General features: G+C 42.7%; 19 protein-coding genes and 1 tRNA gene. 13 read left to right on the top strand and 7 right to left on the bottom strand.

What is annotated here, in order from left to right; translation table 11 throughout:
• Positions 1 to 7 precede the first annotated feature (7 nt).
• Positions 8 to 1,204, top strand: coding sequence for an MFS transporter (locus WH96_RS17855; RefSeq protein ID WP_047765595.1), 1,197 nt, complete (start codon positions 8 to 10; stop codon positions 1,202 to 1,204).
• Positions 1,205 to 1,245: 41 nt separating this feature from the next.
• Here the strand turns inward: WH96_RS17855 and WH96_RS17860 are convergent, their stop codons facing one another.
• Positions 1,246 to 1,704, bottom strand: coding sequence for an outer membrane protein assembly factor BamE (locus tag WH96_RS17860; protein WP_047765596.1), 459 nt, complete (start codon positions 1,702 to 1,704; stop codon positions 1,246 to 1,248).
• A 157-nt stretch (positions 1,705 to 1,861) separates the two neighbouring features.
• Here WH96_RS17860 and WH96_RS17865 point away from each other — a divergent pair, with 157 nt between their 5' ends.
• The 10 genes from WH96_RS17865 (at position 1,862) to WH96_RS17910 (ending at position 8,116) form a co-directional block, all read left to right on the top strand.
• Positions 1,862 to 2,386 carry a ubiquinol-cytochrome C chaperone family protein gene (locus tag WH96_RS17865; protein WP_047765597.1) on the top strand — a complete coding sequence of 175 codons (525 nt, stop codon included), beginning with the start codon at positions 1,862 to 1,864 and terminating at the stop codon, positions 2,384 to 2,386.
• Positions 2,387 to 2,546: 160 nt separating this feature from the next.
• Positions 2,547 to 3,104 carry a DUF177 domain-containing protein gene (locus WH96_RS17870; protein WP_047765598.1) on the top strand — a complete coding sequence of 186 codons (558 nt, stop codon included), beginning with the start codon at positions 2,547 to 2,549 and terminating at the stop codon, positions 3,102 to 3,104.
• A gap of 94 nt (positions 3,105 to 3,198) precedes the next feature.
• A complete protein-coding gene (rpmF, locus tag WH96_RS21795) occupies positions 3,199 to 3,378 on the top strand; it encodes a 50S ribosomal protein L32 (RefSeq protein ID WP_082130571.1) in 180 nt (59 codons plus the stop codon).
• Between the two features lie 87 nt (positions 3,379 to 3,465).
• On the top strand, positions 3,466 to 4,512 hold the full coding sequence (plsX, locus tag WH96_RS17880; protein ID WP_047765600.1) for a phosphate acyltransferase PlsX: 1,047 nt from the start codon (positions 3,466 to 3,468) through the stop codon (positions 4,510 to 4,512).
• Positions 4,509 to 5,483 (top strand): beta-ketoacyl-ACP synthase III, encoded by a 975-nt coding sequence (locus WH96_RS17885; protein WP_047765601.1) that lies wholly within the window; start codon positions 4,509 to 4,511, stop codon positions 5,481 to 5,483. Before plsX ends, WH96_RS17885 begins: the two co-directional genes overlap by 4 nt.
• Positions 5,484 to 5,637: 154 nt before the next feature.
• A complete protein-coding gene (locus WH96_RS17890) occupies positions 5,638 to 5,934 on the top strand; it encodes an integration host factor subunit alpha (protein ID WP_046509138.1) in 297 nt (98 codons plus the stop codon).
• Between the two features lie 75 nt (positions 5,935 to 6,009).
• Positions 6,010 to 6,447, top strand: coding sequence for a MerR family transcriptional regulator (locus WH96_RS17895; protein WP_047765602.1), 438 nt, complete (start codon positions 6,010 to 6,012; stop codon positions 6,445 to 6,447).
• 102 nt (positions 6,448 to 6,549) lie between these two features.
• Positions 6,550 to 6,626 (top strand) — tRNA-Pro (locus tag WH96_RS17900).
• Between the two features lie 146 nt (positions 6,627 to 6,772).
• On the top strand, positions 6,773 to 7,552 hold the full coding sequence (locus WH96_RS17905; protein ID WP_047765603.1) for an ABC transporter ATP-binding protein: 780 nt from the start codon (positions 6,773 to 6,775) through the stop codon (positions 7,550 to 7,552).
• Positions 7,553 to 8,116 (top strand): IMPACT family protein, encoded by a 564-nt coding sequence (locus tag WH96_RS17910; RefSeq protein ID WP_047765604.1) that lies wholly within the window; start codon positions 7,553 to 7,555, stop codon positions 8,114 to 8,116. It begins immediately after the preceding gene.
• Here the strand turns inward: WH96_RS17910 and WH96_RS17915 are convergent.
• Entirely contained in the window at positions 8,103 to 8,372 is a 270-nt protein-coding gene (locus WH96_RS17915; RefSeq protein WP_047765605.1) for a hypothetical protein, read from the bottom strand. The two genes, WH96_RS17910 and WH96_RS17915, sit on opposite strands and share 14 nt — an antisense overlap.
• Positions 8,373 to 8,554: 182 nt before the next feature.
• Complete coding sequence (phhA, locus tag WH96_RS17920) at positions 8,555 to 9,358, bottom strand: phenylalanine 4-monooxygenase (RefSeq protein WP_047765606.1); 804 nt, start codon at positions 9,356 to 9,358, stop codon at positions 8,555 to 8,557.
• A gap of 131 nt (positions 9,359 to 9,489) precedes the next feature.
• On the opposite strand from phhA, the gene WH96_RS17925 reads away from it, so the two are divergent.
• Complete coding sequence (locus WH96_RS17925; protein ID WP_047765607.1) at positions 9,490 to 9,951, top strand: Lrp/AsnC family transcriptional regulator; 462 nt, start codon at positions 9,490 to 9,492, stop codon at positions 9,949 to 9,951.
• A 9-nt stretch (positions 9,952 to 9,960) separates the two neighbouring features.
• Positions 9,961 to 10,458: a GNAT family N-acetyltransferase gene (locus WH96_RS17930; RefSeq protein ID WP_047765608.1), complete on the top strand. Its 498-nt coding sequence runs from the start codon at positions 9,961 to 9,963 to the stop codon at positions 10,456 to 10,458.
• A 50-nt stretch (positions 10,459 to 10,508) separates the two neighbouring features.
• On the opposite strand, the gene ccoS is transcribed toward WH96_RS17930, so the two are convergent.
• From ccoS to ccoG, 4 genes are read right to left on the bottom strand one after another with little or no spacing between them, the layout of a single operon-like run.
• A complete protein-coding gene (ccoS, locus tag WH96_RS17935; RefSeq protein WP_047765609.1) occupies positions 10,509 to 10,784 on the bottom strand; it encodes a cbb3-type cytochrome oxidase assembly protein CcoS in 276 nt (91 codons plus the stop codon).
• 1 nt (position 10,785) lies between these two features.
• Positions 10,786 to 13,038, bottom strand: a complete 2,253-nt coding sequence (locus WH96_RS17940) for a cation-translocating P-type ATPase (RefSeq protein ID WP_047765610.1) — start codon at positions 13,036 to 13,038, stop codon at positions 10,786 to 10,788.
• A 7-nt stretch (positions 13,039 to 13,045) separates the two neighbouring features.
• Entirely contained in the window at positions 13,046 to 13,576 is a 531-nt protein-coding gene (locus WH96_RS21560) for a FixH family protein (protein WP_053006119.1), read from the bottom strand.
• Positions 13,573 to 15,048: a cytochrome c oxidase accessory protein CcoG gene (gene ccoG, locus WH96_RS17950; protein WP_047765611.1), complete on the bottom strand. Its 1,476-nt coding sequence runs from the start codon at positions 15,046 to 15,048 to the stop codon at positions 13,573 to 13,575. The genes WH96_RS21560 and ccoG overlap by 4 nt, the downstream gene beginning before the upstream one ends.
• Positions 15,049 to 15,120: the final 72 nt, after the last annotated feature.

The following is a 15,120-nucleotide window of genomic DNA, read 5'->3' on the forward strand; positions in this document are numbered from 1 at the left end:
CTAGGCAATGCCCGACCGTGATCCAACCAAGTCCAACGTAATTTTTCTCGCCATCTGTCAAGCTTTGGGGATGAGCTGCGGCTCTATGCTCATTTCCATGAGTTCGTTGGTTGGCACTACTCTTGCCGAAGACAAATCATTCGGCACTTTGCCTTTATCGCTACAGTTTTTTGGCATGATGGTTTGCGCATTACCAATTTCATATTTTATGAAGCATTATGGGCGTCGAGCCGGATTCAGTCTTGGTTCAATTTGTGGTGCTCTATCGGGTTTTTTCTCTGCTCAAGCTGTACTTGATAGTAACTTTGAACTCTTTTGTCTTAGCTCGTTTCTTTTTGGTGCCTTTATGTCAACGGTTGCCTATTACCGCTTTGCCGCAGCGGATACCGCCACAGAAATTTTTAAAAGCAAAGCTATTTCACTTGTCATGGCTGGTGGTGTGGTATCGGCGTTTGCCGGCCCAGAGCTGGCTAAATGGTCAAAAGATTTAGAGTTTTTTGGGCCGGTTCTTTTTGTGGGAAGCTTTTATGCAATCACAGCACTTTGTCTCGCAACATTATTAATCATCCAGTTTTTGAACATTCCCAAGCTAGCCGTTCACGAGAGAAAATCTGGTGGACGGTCGATGTTAGAGATTGCCAAACAACCTGTTTTCTTCGTTGCGGTGCTTAGTGGTATCGTAAGTTACGCCTGTATGAATCTTATCATGAGTATTACGCCAGCTGCCATGATTGCCTGCGCACACCCATTTGATGCCGCAGCTTTCGTCATTCAATGGCATGTTTTTGGTATGTACGCCCCATCTTTTTTTACAGGCTCCTTAATCAATCGATTTGGTTTGATTAAGATTCAAATTGCAGGCGTTATATTAATAGCCTTGGCCGCATTGATAAATTTAACAGGTATTGAGATCGAAAATTTCTGGCTTGGACTGGTAACATTGGGGCTAGGGTGGAATTTTCTTTATGTTGGCGGCAGTGCGATGCTTACCGAATCATATCGACCAGAAGAAAAAGCAAAAGTTCAGGCCTTTAATGAACTATTGGTTTTTGGTGTCGTCGCTACAACAGCCTTTAGTTCAGGCTTTGTATTTGAAAAGTTCGGCTGGGCAGCAGTCAATACATTGGCGTTTATACCAGTTGCTATCTTCATCGCCGTCCACCTGATTTATCGCGGGCAATTACGTAAAGAAGCGATTGCCTAACACCAAAAAGCTCACAATTTAAAAAGGGGATGTATTCTTTTTTACTTTGTACCCGGTGGTGTAAAGCGCCCCAAGTTTCCTAACAACTGCTGAAGGATAGTAAGATCTTGGCCTTCGGTTGGTGTCTCACGTGTTACCGGATCAATTACGCGTCCATCTTCCAGCGCAAATTGTTGTGATTCTTCCAGTTTTCCATCTTCAGAGAATTTGACAACAAGAATGCTTCGATCAAGAACAACAGGGTCATAAAAGGCTGTCTTTTCCACTCTCTCACCAACGTAATACCAAACCTGGTCTTTAAAAGTAGAAAGAGTTGAGGGAGATCCTAGCAATTCAGCTACATCACGGCGACTGGACACACCCGTTTCCAGTTTACTGACCTCTTCCGGATCTGGATAGTTCCCCCGAACATTAACGTAACTTTCACAAGCGCTTAATGCGACGGGGAAAAGCATTGCTGCCAAAAGAGTTTTGGCTTTTGAGGAAACTTTATAAGACATAACGATATTCTGACCCTATTGATCTAACTAAAAACGTTTGGTTCTTTAACATAAAACATGTTTTTGCTAAACCATACGCGTTACACAGGCACTATACTCGTCTATATACTTTTTTCGAGTCATAAATCCAAGCTGATAATATCAAGGGGATCAATAGTTGTTCAGGAAACTTTTTCGTCGCGATAACGAATCTGACGCAGTACATGATCTATACGCTGGTCTTATAGAGCAAGCACGGCAAAAAGAGTTTTACGAGAACCATTCCGTTCCTGATAGCCTGGACGGTCGTTTCGATATGATCACCCTTCATATGTTTTTGATCTTACATAGATTAAAAACAGACAAAGGGACAACAGAAGCATTCTCCCAAAAACTATTTGACCTTATGTTTTACGATATGGACCTTAGTTTGAGGGAAATGGGAGTCGGCGATGTCGGCGTTGGTAAACGCGTCAAAGCAATGTTACAAGGGTTTTATGGTCGTGTTGCTGCTTATGAAGAAGCCCTGCAGCAAGGAGAGAAGTCTCTCGAAGAGGCTTTGGGCCGCAACCTCTACGGAACAACAGAAGCAGATCAAGCCTCAATACAATATATGAGAGACTATCTCGTTCGGCAGATAGAGCATCTTGAAGAGCAAGATATTGTTCAGATAATGTCTGGCAAGATTACTTTTTGCGCTTAAAACTTTGTATAGCAGCTTTGCAATAAAATAAATTGACCCATAATTTCACTGCCCTTATTGTGCGCGATCTTGAGTTTAAGTGTAGATTTTGATTGTTATCAGTTCATACATACGCTTAATAAAAAGCAATATCGTTTGAAATTTAATCAGGAGTTCTGCAATGGAAACGCCGTGCGAAAGTGAATTTTCGCGTCGCTATCCCGTTGATAAAGTTCAGGCACGTTCACAGGTTTTGAATTTAAAGGCAAAACCCGAAGAATGTGATGCTGTGGCAAAGAGATTTGATTTAATCGAATTAAAATCACTTTCCGCAACGCTGGAACTTGACCCGATGGGGAAGGGCTCGTTACTTGATGTCAAAGGCCGTTTAAGAGCTAAAGTCACACAATATTGCATATTATCTGCAGAACCTGTGCCTTCGGATATAGATGAAGCCTTTGAAATTATGTATAGCTTTGAGCCAATCAGGGATACCGCAGAAGAAATCTTGATTGATATTGATGTAGAAGATCCGCCTGAAATGGCTGATCCAACAGGAATTGATTTTGGTGAGGCTATTGTTCAGCAGCTAGCTGTTATGTTAGACCCATATCCGAAAGCACAAAATTCTACTTGGGATGGCGATTCTGTGGACGAAGCGCCGGATGAAGAAGAAATACAGGAAGCAGCTAAAACAAGCCCGTTTTCTGTACTAAAAGACCTACAAATTAAAAAGTAGAGTATCTTTACCTTAGTTAGGGCTTGCCGTGAGCGAAGTTATTCGTTAATAAGCGGCGAGTTTTTTATTAAAGCTGAATGCGAGAGTTAGAGCAATGGCTGTTCCAAAGAGTAAGATTAGTAATTCCCGTCGCGGTCAGCGTCGGTCACACGATGCGCTTCCTGCAAGCGTTTCACAAGAATGCCCAAGCTGTGGTGAGCTGAAACGCCCACACCATGTTTGCGCTTCATGCGGCACTTATGATGGTCGCGACGTAGCAGAAGCTGAAGCCTAAGGCTTGTCAAAATAGTCTTTTGTGATAGGCCGATCATTGCGATGGTCGGCCTTTCTTTTATGGATCAATTTGACAAACGGGAAACCAGTGAGCGCTAGCATAACCATAGCCTTAGATGCAATGGGAGGTGACGACGCACCGGATATCGTCGTGCATGGGGCAGAAATAGCTTCACAAAGATATCCTAACGTCAGATTTCTCATGTTTGGTCGAGAGCAAGAGGTTATGCCTCTGCTGGAAAAAACGACCCGATTAAAGAACGTCGTTGACTTTATTCATACAGAGGACAAAGTTCTCAGTGATGATAAACCTGCTGTTGCCTTACGCTCTGGGCGTAAGTCATCAATGCGCCTTGCCATAAACGCCGTACAGGATGGCCGTGCGGACGGTGTTGTTTCCGCCGGAAACACTGGTGCTCTTATGGCCATGTCAAAATTTGTCCTCAAAACCCTTCCTGGTGTCGACCGTCCGGCAATTGCTTCTTTCTTTCCAACATTACGTGGGGAATCCCTTATGTTGGATCTGGGCGCTAATCTTAGTTGTGATGCGGATAATCTGGTTGATTTCGCCGTGATGGGAAATGCCTTTGCCCGCTGCGTTCTTGGTGTACAAGAACCATCGGTTGGCATTCTCAATGTCGGAACCGAAGATGTTAAAGGACACGAATACCTACAAGTAGCTAGCTCGATGCTTCGCAAGGCAGATCTCCCTGGTGATTTCGTTGGTTTTGTTGAGGGGGACGATATTGGTAAAGGCACTGTAGATGTTATTGTGACAGACGGCTTTACTGGTAATGTTGCTTTAAAAACGGCTGAAGGTACTGCCAAACTCATTTCAGAGTTTTTCAGACAGACATTCAAAAGCAGTATATTAGCAAGTCTTGGCTATTTACTGGCAAGTTCTTCATTGAACAAATTAAAGAAACGTGTTGACCCCCGCTTGTATAATGGGGCTATCTTTCTGGGTTTGAACGGCATTGCCGTTAAAAGCCACGGCGGTACAGACGCAATTGGATTTGCCAATGCAATCGGTGTTGCTGTTGATATGCGTGATCAGGATATCGTCACCAAAATTCGTGAAGATTTCGATTCGTTGACTCGTGAACCGATTAATGAGCAGGCTGGGTTTGAATGATAGTGCGTGCAAATATCAAAGGCTGTGGCTCTTATTTACCAGAGCGTATCCTTACGAATGATCAATTGGCTGAACGTGTTGATACGTCTGACGAATGGATCCGCCAACGTACAGGCATTAGACACAGATATATAGCCGGCGAAAACGAACTAACTTCAGATTTAGCAACAAAAGCAGCGTTGGCCGCACTGGAACATGCTAACATTGATGTTTCTGAAATTGATTTGATCGTCTGCGCAACAGCCACACCTGATGAAACCTTCCCAGCCACAGCAACAGTCGTTCAGAAAAACCTTGGCGTAGTCAAAGGTGCAGCCTTTGACCTACAAGCCGTCTGTAGCGGCTTTGTCTATGGTTTGTCTGTCGTTGATAGTCTGATTAAAACCGGGCAGGCAAAGACAGCATTACTTATCGGTGCAGAAACCTTTTCTCGTATTCTTGATTGGGAAGACCGTTCAACTTGCGTTCTTTTCGGTGACGGAGCAGGGGCAATTGTAATCCAGGCCGAAGAAGGTAATGGGGATACTAACGACAGTGGTATTTTGAGTACGCATATTTATGCGGATGGACGATGCCATGACGCTCTCTATGTTGATGGCGGACCATCTTCTACCGGAACAACGGGCTTTCTTCGGATGGAAGGAAAAGAAGTTTTCCGCCAAGCCGTCACCAGAATGCCGGAAGCCATTGATACAGCGCTCAAGCAATCCGAATTATCACCAGAAGATATTGACTGGCTTGTTCCTCATCAAGCGAATATCCGTATCATTGAAGCTATGGGCAAAAAACTTAAGTTGCCCAAAGAACGTGTTGTTGTGACAGTTGATAAACACGCGAATACGTCCGCTGCTTCGATACCACTTGCTTTGACCGAAGCCGTTTATGATGGCCGAATCAAGCGCGGTGATATGATAATGATGGCCGCCATGGGCGGTGGTTTCACTTGGGGATCAGCTCTCATACGGTGGTAATTAGGATCTATTCGAAACAATGTTTTATGACATCTTTTCGAGATAAAACTTGTAATTTCCTGAAAAGTTTAGCAAAATTGCCTTGTATATCATATGAGTTACTGGTTTTTCCGGGGAATTCACATAACGATAACAAGGGGAGTGGAACTTCATTATGAGCACTACAGTCACTCGTGCTGATCTCAGTGAAGCCGTATATCAAGAAGTTGGCCTATCCAGAAATGAGTCTGCAGATTTAGTAGAATCTGTATTAAACGAAATTTCTGACACCTTGATCAAAGGTGATTCGGTTAAAATATCATCGTTTGGTAGTTTTGCCGTTCGTGAAAAAGGCGAACGCATTGGACGTAACCCAAAAACTGGGGAAGAAGTTCCAATTTTACCACGCAGAGTTCTCGTGTTCCGAGCATCTCACGTTTTGAAAAATAAAATTAATACATCTCTGTCTTAGAAGATCGTATTATTTTATCGGAACGCGTCGGTAAAATACTGACACAACCTAGAAAAGCAGGAGTTTAATCTGCAAATGTCTGCTGCGGAAACCTCAAGCAAATCTGCGGCTGCGTTCCGGACGATTAGCGAAGTATCTGGCGACTTGGATGTTCCTCAGCATGTGCTGCGGTTCTGGGAAACAAAATTCCCCCAAGTCAAACCATTGAAACGCGCTGGACGCAGGCGTTATTACCGCCCTGAAGATCTGAAAATACTTCGTCAGATCAGAGATCTTCTGTACAAAGACGGATACACCATTAAAGGTGTGCAAAAACTCTTTAAAGAAGGCGCTCTAAAGGCGAACAGTTCACCTGACACCGAGACATCAGAACCTCAAAATGCTGCTGTTGAAAAACCTGGAAACGATAAAAAAAATGAAAAGAACTTCGTAGATAAAGCTCTTGGTCTTTCGTTTGAGCAGCAAAAAGAAGTTTTGGGTGAATTAAAATCCATTCGATCCCTGCTAGATTAAAATTTCACTTTTTTCGCTGAAATACCATTGCCTTGAACTATGGGCGAATGTATATATTGCCCTGAAAAGCGATATGATAAAAGTACTGAGACTTTTCTCTATCGGAGTATAGCGCAGTCTGGTAGCGCACTTGGCTGGGGGCCAAGGGGTCGCAGGTTCGAATCCTGCTACTCCGACCAAAACAAAACCTCTGATCCTGTTAAGGGTCAGAGGTTTTTTGATTCTTTATCTGTTCATAAATTCAACAACTTATCAGGCTGGTATTATTGTTCCACTATGATAGTCTTTGCCCAGGATTAAGACGCTTTGGGGATTTATCGGTATAATGACCGAAAACGGTAAAATTAATACAGCTTTGGAAGTTAAAGGTCTGAGCAAAAGCTTTAATGGTCTAAAAGCACTTGATGCTGTTGACCTTAAAGTAAGTTCAGGAGAAACGCTGGTTATTATTGGTCCGTCAGGTAGCGGAAAAACACTGTTACTTAAAGTGCTGCTTGGTATTATCCCGTATGATATGGGGCATATTTTTGTTAATGGCCATCCCAAAGAAGAACTAGAAGATAATTCGCATAATTTCCTTGATTGTTTTGGCATGCTTTTTCAGCAGTCAGCACTCTTTGATTCTATGACAGTGTGGGAGAACATTGCCTTTAAAGAGTTAAAAAAACAAAACGCTAACAGAGAAGAAGTCAAAGCCTCTGTTATTGCTCTGTTAGATCAAGTCGGACTGAAACAGGATGTGGCCGATTTATTCCCAGCTGAATTATCCGGGGGTATGCAAAAAAGGGTCGGGTTAGCCAGAGCATTTGCTGGAGATCCTGAATTCTTATTCCTGGATGAACCAACAGCCGGGCTTGATCCTATAATGAGTAATTCCATTAGTCAGCTCATCAATCAGCAGGCTAAAGAGCATTTTTCAACATCAATTATTATCAGCAGTGATTTGGATTCAGCCCGTAGTATCTCGACAAATATCATGATGCTACATGAAGGGAAAGTCGTGTGGCACGGAACAACAGATGACCTGGACAAGACAAAAAACCCTTATGTTCAGCAGTTTATTCATAAGTCGGCTGAAGGTCCTATTTCCGTTCTGACTGAATAAATGTTTTATGTTGATTGCGAAAATTCTACTGAAATAGATGAGAAAAAATCTCGCTTTATCTCTTTCTTGATGCCGGCTTCATGTTTTGAAACCCGTTTGGCTGAATTACGAGGCCAACATAAAAAAGCAAATCACCATGTCTGGGCTTTCAGACGTTTAAATAAATACGATCAAATAGAAGAGGGCGCTAGTGATGATGGCGAACCCTCTGGCACATCGGGTCCTCCCACCCTAAAAGTCTTACAAGGTAACGAGTTAATCAACACTGCTGTTATTACAGTACGGTATTTTGGCGGAACAAAGTTGGGTACAGGCGGTTTGGTTCGTGCTTATAGCGAAAGTACGAAACAAGTTATTCAAGATGCAAACCTTCTTGCATACGTAAGATTATGCAAGCTGAAACTTGTTCTTCCTTTTAAATTTATTTCACATGCAGAATATCTATGTGATCAAATCGGAATCGAAATACTTCAAAAGGATTTTGGTACGACCGGGGCAACTTTTGTAGTGGAAAGCGTGGAAGAGAACCTATCTGAATTACAGGGAAAGCTTAATCTTCGTTAAGCGCATTCTCTACAGATGACACAGCTTTCAGAGATTTTGCCAAAGCAAGAAGCTCATTACGAGCAAGCATTAAAGCTTCTCGGTCACTTCCCGAAAGATTATGTTGGGTCAAACGATAATGAAAAATTCTATGGGCCTGCTTGGTTAACACTGCCCATTTACTGTTTGGATCGTGTACCAAAGACAGGTGCTTGGGCTGCTCGCGTTTAAGCATAGCCTCAATATCCGTTGTATTTTTTATAGCCCCCTGATGCATCAAGCTTGTCCCTGTACTGTAAGCTTTTTCATCTTCTGATAGTTAGTTAACAGTTTCTTACTACAATTTAACTAAAATTGCTACTATAAAGCCTCAGTTCAAAACTTGTCTTTCATATTTTGACGAAAATATAGACAAACACCCTCAAAATAGAGGGTGTTTATTAGGTTAAAATTATCAAGTTAATGTGTTTTATGATCTGGCGGCGCCGGAACTGGGTTTATATTACCAAGCTTCTTCGCCTCATCAATCACGGGGATCAAATCAGAAGTAATCGTTTCAAACAATTGTTCAAAACTATTGATCACATAATAAATAGGTTGATAGATATCAATACGGTAATTTGTCCTGAAAATATTTAAGGGATCAAATTCCATTATCGTCGGCTTCTGACTATCCATAGAATAGATCGCTTCTCCTGACGAGGATGCCAAACCCGCCCCGTAAATTCTATTTCCTTGATTTGTTTTGATTAAGCCAAATTCGACTGTGAACCAGAAAAGCCTTTGAAGAGGCCACATGTACTGCTTTTCAACTGAAAGAGCCAGTTTGCCATACTCTTGCACATAATCCGCAAAAGATTTGTTTGTCAGCATCGGACAATGTCCATAAATTTCATGAAAGACATCAGGCTCTTGAATGTAATCAAAATCTTCTCTTACCCGAATAAAGGTTGCTGCGGGAAAACGCCTGTTGGCCAGGATTGAAAAAAAATCTTTCGGGGGGATAACCGCTGGAACAGATTGAACGCCAAACCCAGTAGCTTCAAAAAGACGCTCACTGACCTCTTTTAATTGAGGAACCTGACGGTTATTTAACCCAAGAATCTCTTTGCCTCGAACAAACTCATCACAAACCCGACCTTCAAGAATTTGATTCTGGCGGGTAATTAAATCTCCCCAGATTTCATTCTCTGATCGAGTATAGTGATATAAACCGTTAGTATCCGGTATTTTTGATTCATAAGTCGAACCATGGTGTCCCATTTTTAAACCTCATCAATAAATCTCTGCTTTGGTTGTTTATTTTATCTTAAAAAATGGGGTATTATATTCTAATAAGCCTCTCTAATTAAATTTAGAAACTATTTCTATTCAATAAAGCGCAATAAATTGAAATGATTGACCTTGACCTTCTAGATATAAAAATACTTAGTCTTTTACAAAAAGATGCGTCTCTTTCCACGGCTGAGATTGCTGCCACCATTGGTCTCTCTCAGTCTCCCTGTTGGCGACGGATAAAACGTTTTAGAGACGAAGGTTTGATCCGCAAGGAAGTATGTTTACTGGACCCCAAAATTGCTGGTCTAGGTGTGACGGTCTTTGCAACAGTAACATTGGTTCAGCACAGTAAAGAACAGGTCAGACAATTCGAAGATATTGTGGATCGTCGCCCAGAGATAATGGAATGTTACACCATTACGGGAAACCGGGATTACCTCTTACGAATTGTAGCAAAAGATATTGAAGCCTATGATCGTATGCTCACAGAACAATTTCTTCACTTGCCAATTATTAATTCCGTAAACTCACGCTTTGCCCTACGAAATGTAAAATATTCTACTGAACTACCTATTTAGAGAAAAGTTATGCAAATTCGGAAGGAAGAGATCAAAGACCGCGCACAGGTATTACAGGTTGTTCACGATGCATTTGGTCGGTGGGATGAATGTGATCTCGTCAAACAACTATATCTGGATGATGATGTTCTTTTCGGATTGGTTGCTGAAGAAGAGGGAGTGATCTTCGGTCATATTCTTTTTAGCTCCATGGAAATCACCTCTCCACATTTGCAAATACAAACAGCGAGCCTGGCACCTTTATCTGTTGCCCCGGCACACCAAAGCAAGGGCATAGGAAGTCAGCTTATCGAGCAAGGTATTCAAACTTGCCAAAATATCGAAGATCTATCAGGCATCATTGTTCTTGGCCATCCGGCTTACTATTCCAAATTCGGTTTTACAAGCACCTCTACAGAAAACTTGGATGCCCCCTTTAAAGGCAATGAATTTATGGGATTGGAGTTCAGAAAAAACATTTTTCCTAAAAATGGGAAAGTTACTTATTCTCAGGCCTTTGGTCTGTAGTATTCATATTTACGCTAAAACAAAAAACAGATAATTTTCAGGATATTATATTAACAACACTTCGGAAAAGATTTGTGTAAAGTGTCTTGGCCTTTTTGCTTTGTTTCGTAATTTGTTTCATCCAGAACAACGTATGCATTTTCTGCCTTAGCTGGTTTTCTTAAGGCCATATCATCTTTTTCAATAGACTCGTCATCAAAAACAGCTCTATAAGCTGCACCTTCCAAGTCGTCGTATTGTCCAGTTCGTAAAGACCACAAGAACGCGATAAGTCCAAGTAGCCCAAGTAAGAGCGCAATCGGAATTAGAAATGTAAGAGCCGTCATTTTACGATACTCCCTTTTCAGAAAGTCTAAGCCGCAGGGCATTAAGAGTAACAACAATAGATGACGCAGACATCGCAATTGATGCGATCAAAGGTGTCACATATCCACTCATAGCCAAAGGCACAGCAATAATATTATACACAATTGCGAGCCCGAAGTTTTGGAAAATTAAATCGCGAGCTTTTTTGGCAATCGTTATTGCCTCTACCATTGGTTTAAGTTTGTTTCCCTGAAAAATAAAATCAGCTGTGGTCTGACTTATATCAGACGCTGTTGCCGGAGATGCAGATACGAAGGCACTTGCCAACGCAGGTGCATCATTTAATCCATCCCCGACCATCAAAACTTTATGCTTCTGATCAGACAGGGTATCCAAATATGAAATTTTGTCTTTTGGGTTCGCCCCTGCAGTCCATTTTTTTATAGACAATAACTCAGCCGCTTTTTTAACTGCCTTTTCTCTATCGCCAGAGAGAATTTCTACAGACTGAAGATGCTCTCTTGCATAATCAACAGCATTACACGCATCGTCCTTTAACTGATCCTCAAAGGTAAAACGTACTTTTTTACCAGCACTATCTGATAACCAGAGTTCGCTAACAGCATCATCATCAGCTCTATCATCATGAATACCACACCAGTTTCGATTACCAATACGAACCCTGTTATCACCCAGATAGCATTCCAGTCCCTGGCCAGGTTCTTCATGCACCTTATCCAGTTTAACAACAGGCGCCTCGGACGCAGCGACTAACGCCTTTGATAGCGGGTGTTTACTTGATAGGGCGAGAGAGGCCGCTAATGATAAATCATCTACAGGTAAAGTGTCTTTATTTGTCAGGACTGGTTGTCCTTTGGTCAAGGTGCCGGTCTTATCAAAAACCACAACGTCGGCATCGGCCAATCGTTCCAGCCCATCCGCAGCTTTCACTAGAATCCCCCGGCGAAGTAACAGCCCACTGGCAACGACCTGAACAGTCGGCACAGCAAGCCCTAACGCACAGGGACAGGTAATGATCAAAACCGCAATAGCATTCATAAGCGCTAAATGCCAACCACCATCGCCCAAAGCCCACCACGCGACAAATGTCAGGGCAGAGAGAATGTGAACGACAGGTGCGTAGATTTGAGCCGCGCGATCTGCAAGGCGAACATATTTAGCCCGCCCTTGTTCTGCAGTTTCCATGAGATTGACGATTTCAGAAAGCAGAGTTTGATCGTCCTGAGCTGTGACCTCGACTTCAATTGGAGTGGAAATATTGAGCGTGCCTGCGAAAACCGCATTACCAACAGACACTTTCTGTGGCAAAGACTCTCCCGTGATCAGTGAGCTATCAATTTCGGTTTTACCTTTTATAACAGTACCATCGACTGGAATTTTCTCACCCACAGCAATAGCAACCTTCATGCCCGGTTCGACAGCCTCAACAGGAAGAGAAGCGTGTGTACCATCCTCTCTGATAACCGTTGCCGCTACAGCACGAAGAGACAACAGATTTTGCGCTGCAGACTGCGCCTTGCTGCGCATCCGTCGATCAAGATAGCGACCAATCAGAAGAAAAAATAACAACATCACAGATGCATCAAAGTAAGCATGCTGAGCACTTTGCAGGGTTTCAGCAACACTCATTCCAACCGCGAGAAGAACAGCGAGTGAAATGGGCACATCCATATTCAAACTGCGGGTTTTCAGGGCTGCAATTGCCGACCTGAAAAAAGGTTGTCCTGAATAAGCAACAGTTGGCAGAGCAATAAGACCCGACACCCAATGCAACAAATCACGCGTTGCAGGCCCCATATCATCAACGCCGGACCAAACCGCAACAGATAACAACATAACGTTTGCAGCGGCAAAACCAGCCACTCCCATTGCTTTCAGCAGGACTTTATCTTCTTGTTCACTCGCCGAACTCATTAGCGCAGGGTTGTAAGGAGTTGGCGGAAAATCTAGATCGTCAAGTTTTCGTATAATTGCATTTGCGGATGTCTTTGTCTCATCCCATAGAACGTACAATCGTTTAGTTGATACGTTTACACGCGCTGTTTCAATGCCATCCATTTTGTTGAGGTTTCCCTCAATAAGGCGAATGCAGGACGGGCAGTGAATTGTATCAACGATCAAATGAAGCTGTGAAAGTCCAATCTCGTTTTTAAATACATAGGCCGTCGGATCGATACTGGCTGGTATCTCCGCAGGTGATTCAATAGGTGTTTCAACATGTGAGTTTTTGAGACTAGAACAACATTTTGACATAATAACGTTATTTCACAAAAAATCGTTTTTCCAACTGGAAAGGTGTCCCTGTCGGGGAAGTTGCAGAAAGACTGACATGCCATTGCCCTTTGAGCGGAAGGTCAACCGCAGCCTCATACTTCCCCTGGCCGCTTTCAGCAAGTACAAGAGTTTGATCATATCCTTGAAGAGTTGGACGCCCAACCTTTACTGTTACATCAAAACCAGACAAATCATGATTATTTTGATCCTGTAATTTAAAGGAAATCAGTTTCTGTGATCCCTGGGTTTCAAGCTCGAGAGAACTTTGCCAGTTAAGTTCCTTCTGCATCTTAGCCGCTTCAATAGTCTGGTTATAGTTCAGACCATCAACATAGGCATTTTCCTTGGACAAACCGGTCCAGGTGTTGGTCGCAAAGTAAACGAATGCGATGTTCATTCCGATGATCACACCAAAGAAAGACAGAATAGAAATCAGAAAATGTTTTCCCGTGAATTTCTTTTCTTTCTGGGGCGAAGGTGCCTTATTCATAACAGATACGCTTTCTACCATGCTCATTTGTTCGGACCTATAAAGACAGTATCATTAGAAACGCTATATCCAGTCTCTTTATTTGTGATTGTGATTGTAATTGGTTCAGAAGATGTTTCCAGTTCTTGGGCGTTAGCAGATAAAAACAGGTGAACACTCCGTAAGTTGTCTGATTTGACGTCAACAATTGGAGCTGGTCCAACATTCTCAATATCGTTAATTTTGATTTCTTTGAAATCAAGACCAGTAACCGTCACCAGGAATTGTTGCGGCGCACGCTCTTTGTTCAGGATTTTTACTGTATAGCCATTACGGATACTGCCGTCCGACAGCTTCACAAAAATCGGATTTCGGTCTCTCAACACATTTAGATCCAAGGGGGATCTACTGGCGAGCAAATACACCATAAAGGCACAAACGGCAAAAATAGCGACAGCGTAAAAGATTGTTCTCATACGCAACAAACTGAACTTTTGCGGGATACCTTTTAGTCTGCGAGCCATATTCGCATCAGTGTCATAACCGATTAGGCCACGCGCAGTTCCCATCTTGTCCATAATACCATCACAGGCATCGATACAAAGCGCACAGTTAATACATTCCAGCTGTGCCCCATCGCGAATATCAATTCCCATCGGACAAACAACGACACATTGCTTACAATCGATGCAATCGCCAAAAGCTTTATGATCTTCTGATTTTTTAGCACGTCCTCTTGGCTCACCACGATCTTTCCGATAGGTAACTTGCAATGAATCTTCATCCATCATTGCAGCCTGAATCCGTGGCCAGGGACACATATAGATACAGACCTGTTCCCGGGACAATCCCCCAAGAGTATAAGTTGTGAAGGTAAGTAAAGCGACAAAGCTATAAGCTGTGATATCGGCTTGTAGTGTAAATAGATCAACGAGGAGTGTTGGGGCGTCGGCGAAGTAAAAAACCCATGCACCGCCAGTTGCCATCCCAATAATCAACCAGATCGTATGTTTTAAGGTGTACTTCCAGATTTTTTCAAAATCCCATTTGTGACGATGCAGTTTAATACGAGCATTCCGATCACCTTCGATCCAACGCTCTACCGCAATAAACAAATCGGTCCAAACGGTTTGCGGACAGGCATAGCCACACCACACACGACCGAAAAGACTGGTAAAGAAAAAAAGAACCAGTCCGGCAACAATAAGAATACCGGTAATGTAGTAAACTTCCTGTGGCCAAAGTTCGATAAAAAAGAAATAAAAACGGTTGCCCGGAAAATCAATAAGAACAGCTTGGTCCGGGGCACCGGGACCACGATCCCAGCGGATAAAAGGAACTAAATAATAAATTGAGAGCGTAACGATCATAATCAACCACTTTAAACGGCGAAATTGACCAACGGCTCGTTTTGGAAATATGGGTTCGCGTTTTTTATAAAGAGGGCGATTCTCTTTTTTGTTAACGGCCTCCACTTCAACAGTGGCTTCCTTAACGATCTGTTCCAGCTTGGTGCTCATCTCTACAGACGTTCTTTTCTGACGTTAAGTTGTTTTTTTGAGTAATCCGGGAGAGACGGTTCTCTCCCGGAC

This window comes from Kiloniella spongiae (assembly GCF_001026905.1).
GTDB lineage: Bacteria > Pseudomonadota > Alphaproteobacteria > Kiloniellales > Kiloniellaceae > Kiloniella > Kiloniella spongiae.

Coding starts and splice junctions, on each gene's coding strand:
- WH96_RS17860 (WP_047765596.1), bottom strand. CDS start 1,704: ATGTCTTATAAAGTTTCCTCAAAAGCCAAAACTCTTTTGGCAGCAATG.
- WH96_RS17925 (WP_047765607.1), top strand. CDS start 9,490: ATGATTGACCTTGACCTTCTAGATATAAAAATACTTAGTCTTTTACAA.
- WH96_RS21560 (WP_053006119.1), bottom strand. CDS start 13,576: ATGAGCATGGTAGAAAGCGTATCTGTTATGAATAAGGCACCTTCGCCC.
- WH96_RS17855 (WP_047765595.1), top strand. CDS start 8: ATGCCCGACCGTGATCCAACCAAGTCCAACGTAATTTTTCTCGCCATC.
- WH96_RS17895 (WP_047765602.1), top strand. CDS start 6,010: ATGTCTGCTGCGGAAACCTCAAGCAAATCTGCGGCTGCGTTCCGGACG.
- ccoG (WP_047765611.1), bottom strand. CDS start 15,048: ATGAGCACCAAGCTGGAACAGATCGTTAAGGAAGCCACTGTTGAAGTG.
- WH96_RS17930 (WP_047765608.1), top strand. CDS start 9,961: ATGCAAATTCGGAAGGAAGAGATCAAAGACCGCGCACAGGTATTACAG.
- WH96_RS17915 (WP_047765605.1), bottom strand. CDS start 8,372: ATGCATCAGGGGGCTATAAAAAATACAACGGATATTGAGGCTATGCTT.
- WH96_RS17885 (WP_047765601.1), top strand. CDS start 4,509: ATGATAGTGCGTGCAAATATCAAAGGCTGTGGCTCTTATTTACCAGAG.
- WH96_RS17940 (WP_047765610.1), bottom strand. CDS start 13,038: ATGTCAAAATGTTGTTCTAGTCTCAAAAACTCACATGTTGAAACACCT.
- ccoS (WP_047765609.1), bottom strand. CDS start 10,784: ATGACGGCTCTTACATTTCTAATTCCGATTGCGCTCTTACTTGGGCTA.
- WH96_RS17870 (WP_047765598.1), top strand. CDS start 2,547: ATGGAAACGCCGTGCGAAAGTGAATTTTCGCGTCGCTATCCCGTTGAT.
- WH96_RS17910 (WP_047765604.1), top strand. CDS start 7,553: ATGTTTTATGTTGATTGCGAAAATTCTACTGAAATAGATGAGAAAAAA.
- WH96_RS17890 (WP_046509138.1), top strand. CDS start 5,638: ATGAGCACTACAGTCACTCGTGCTGATCTCAGTGAAGCCGTATATCAA.
- phhA (WP_047765606.1), bottom strand. CDS start 9,358: ATGGGACACCATGGTTCGACTTATGAATCAAAAATACCGGATACTAAC.
- WH96_RS17905 (WP_047765603.1), top strand. CDS start 6,773: ATGACCGAAAACGGTAAAATTAATACAGCTTTGGAAGTTAAAGGTCTG.
- rpmF (WP_082130571.1), top strand. CDS start 3,199: ATGGCTGTTCCAAAGAGTAAGATTAGTAATTCCCGTCGCGGTCAGCGT.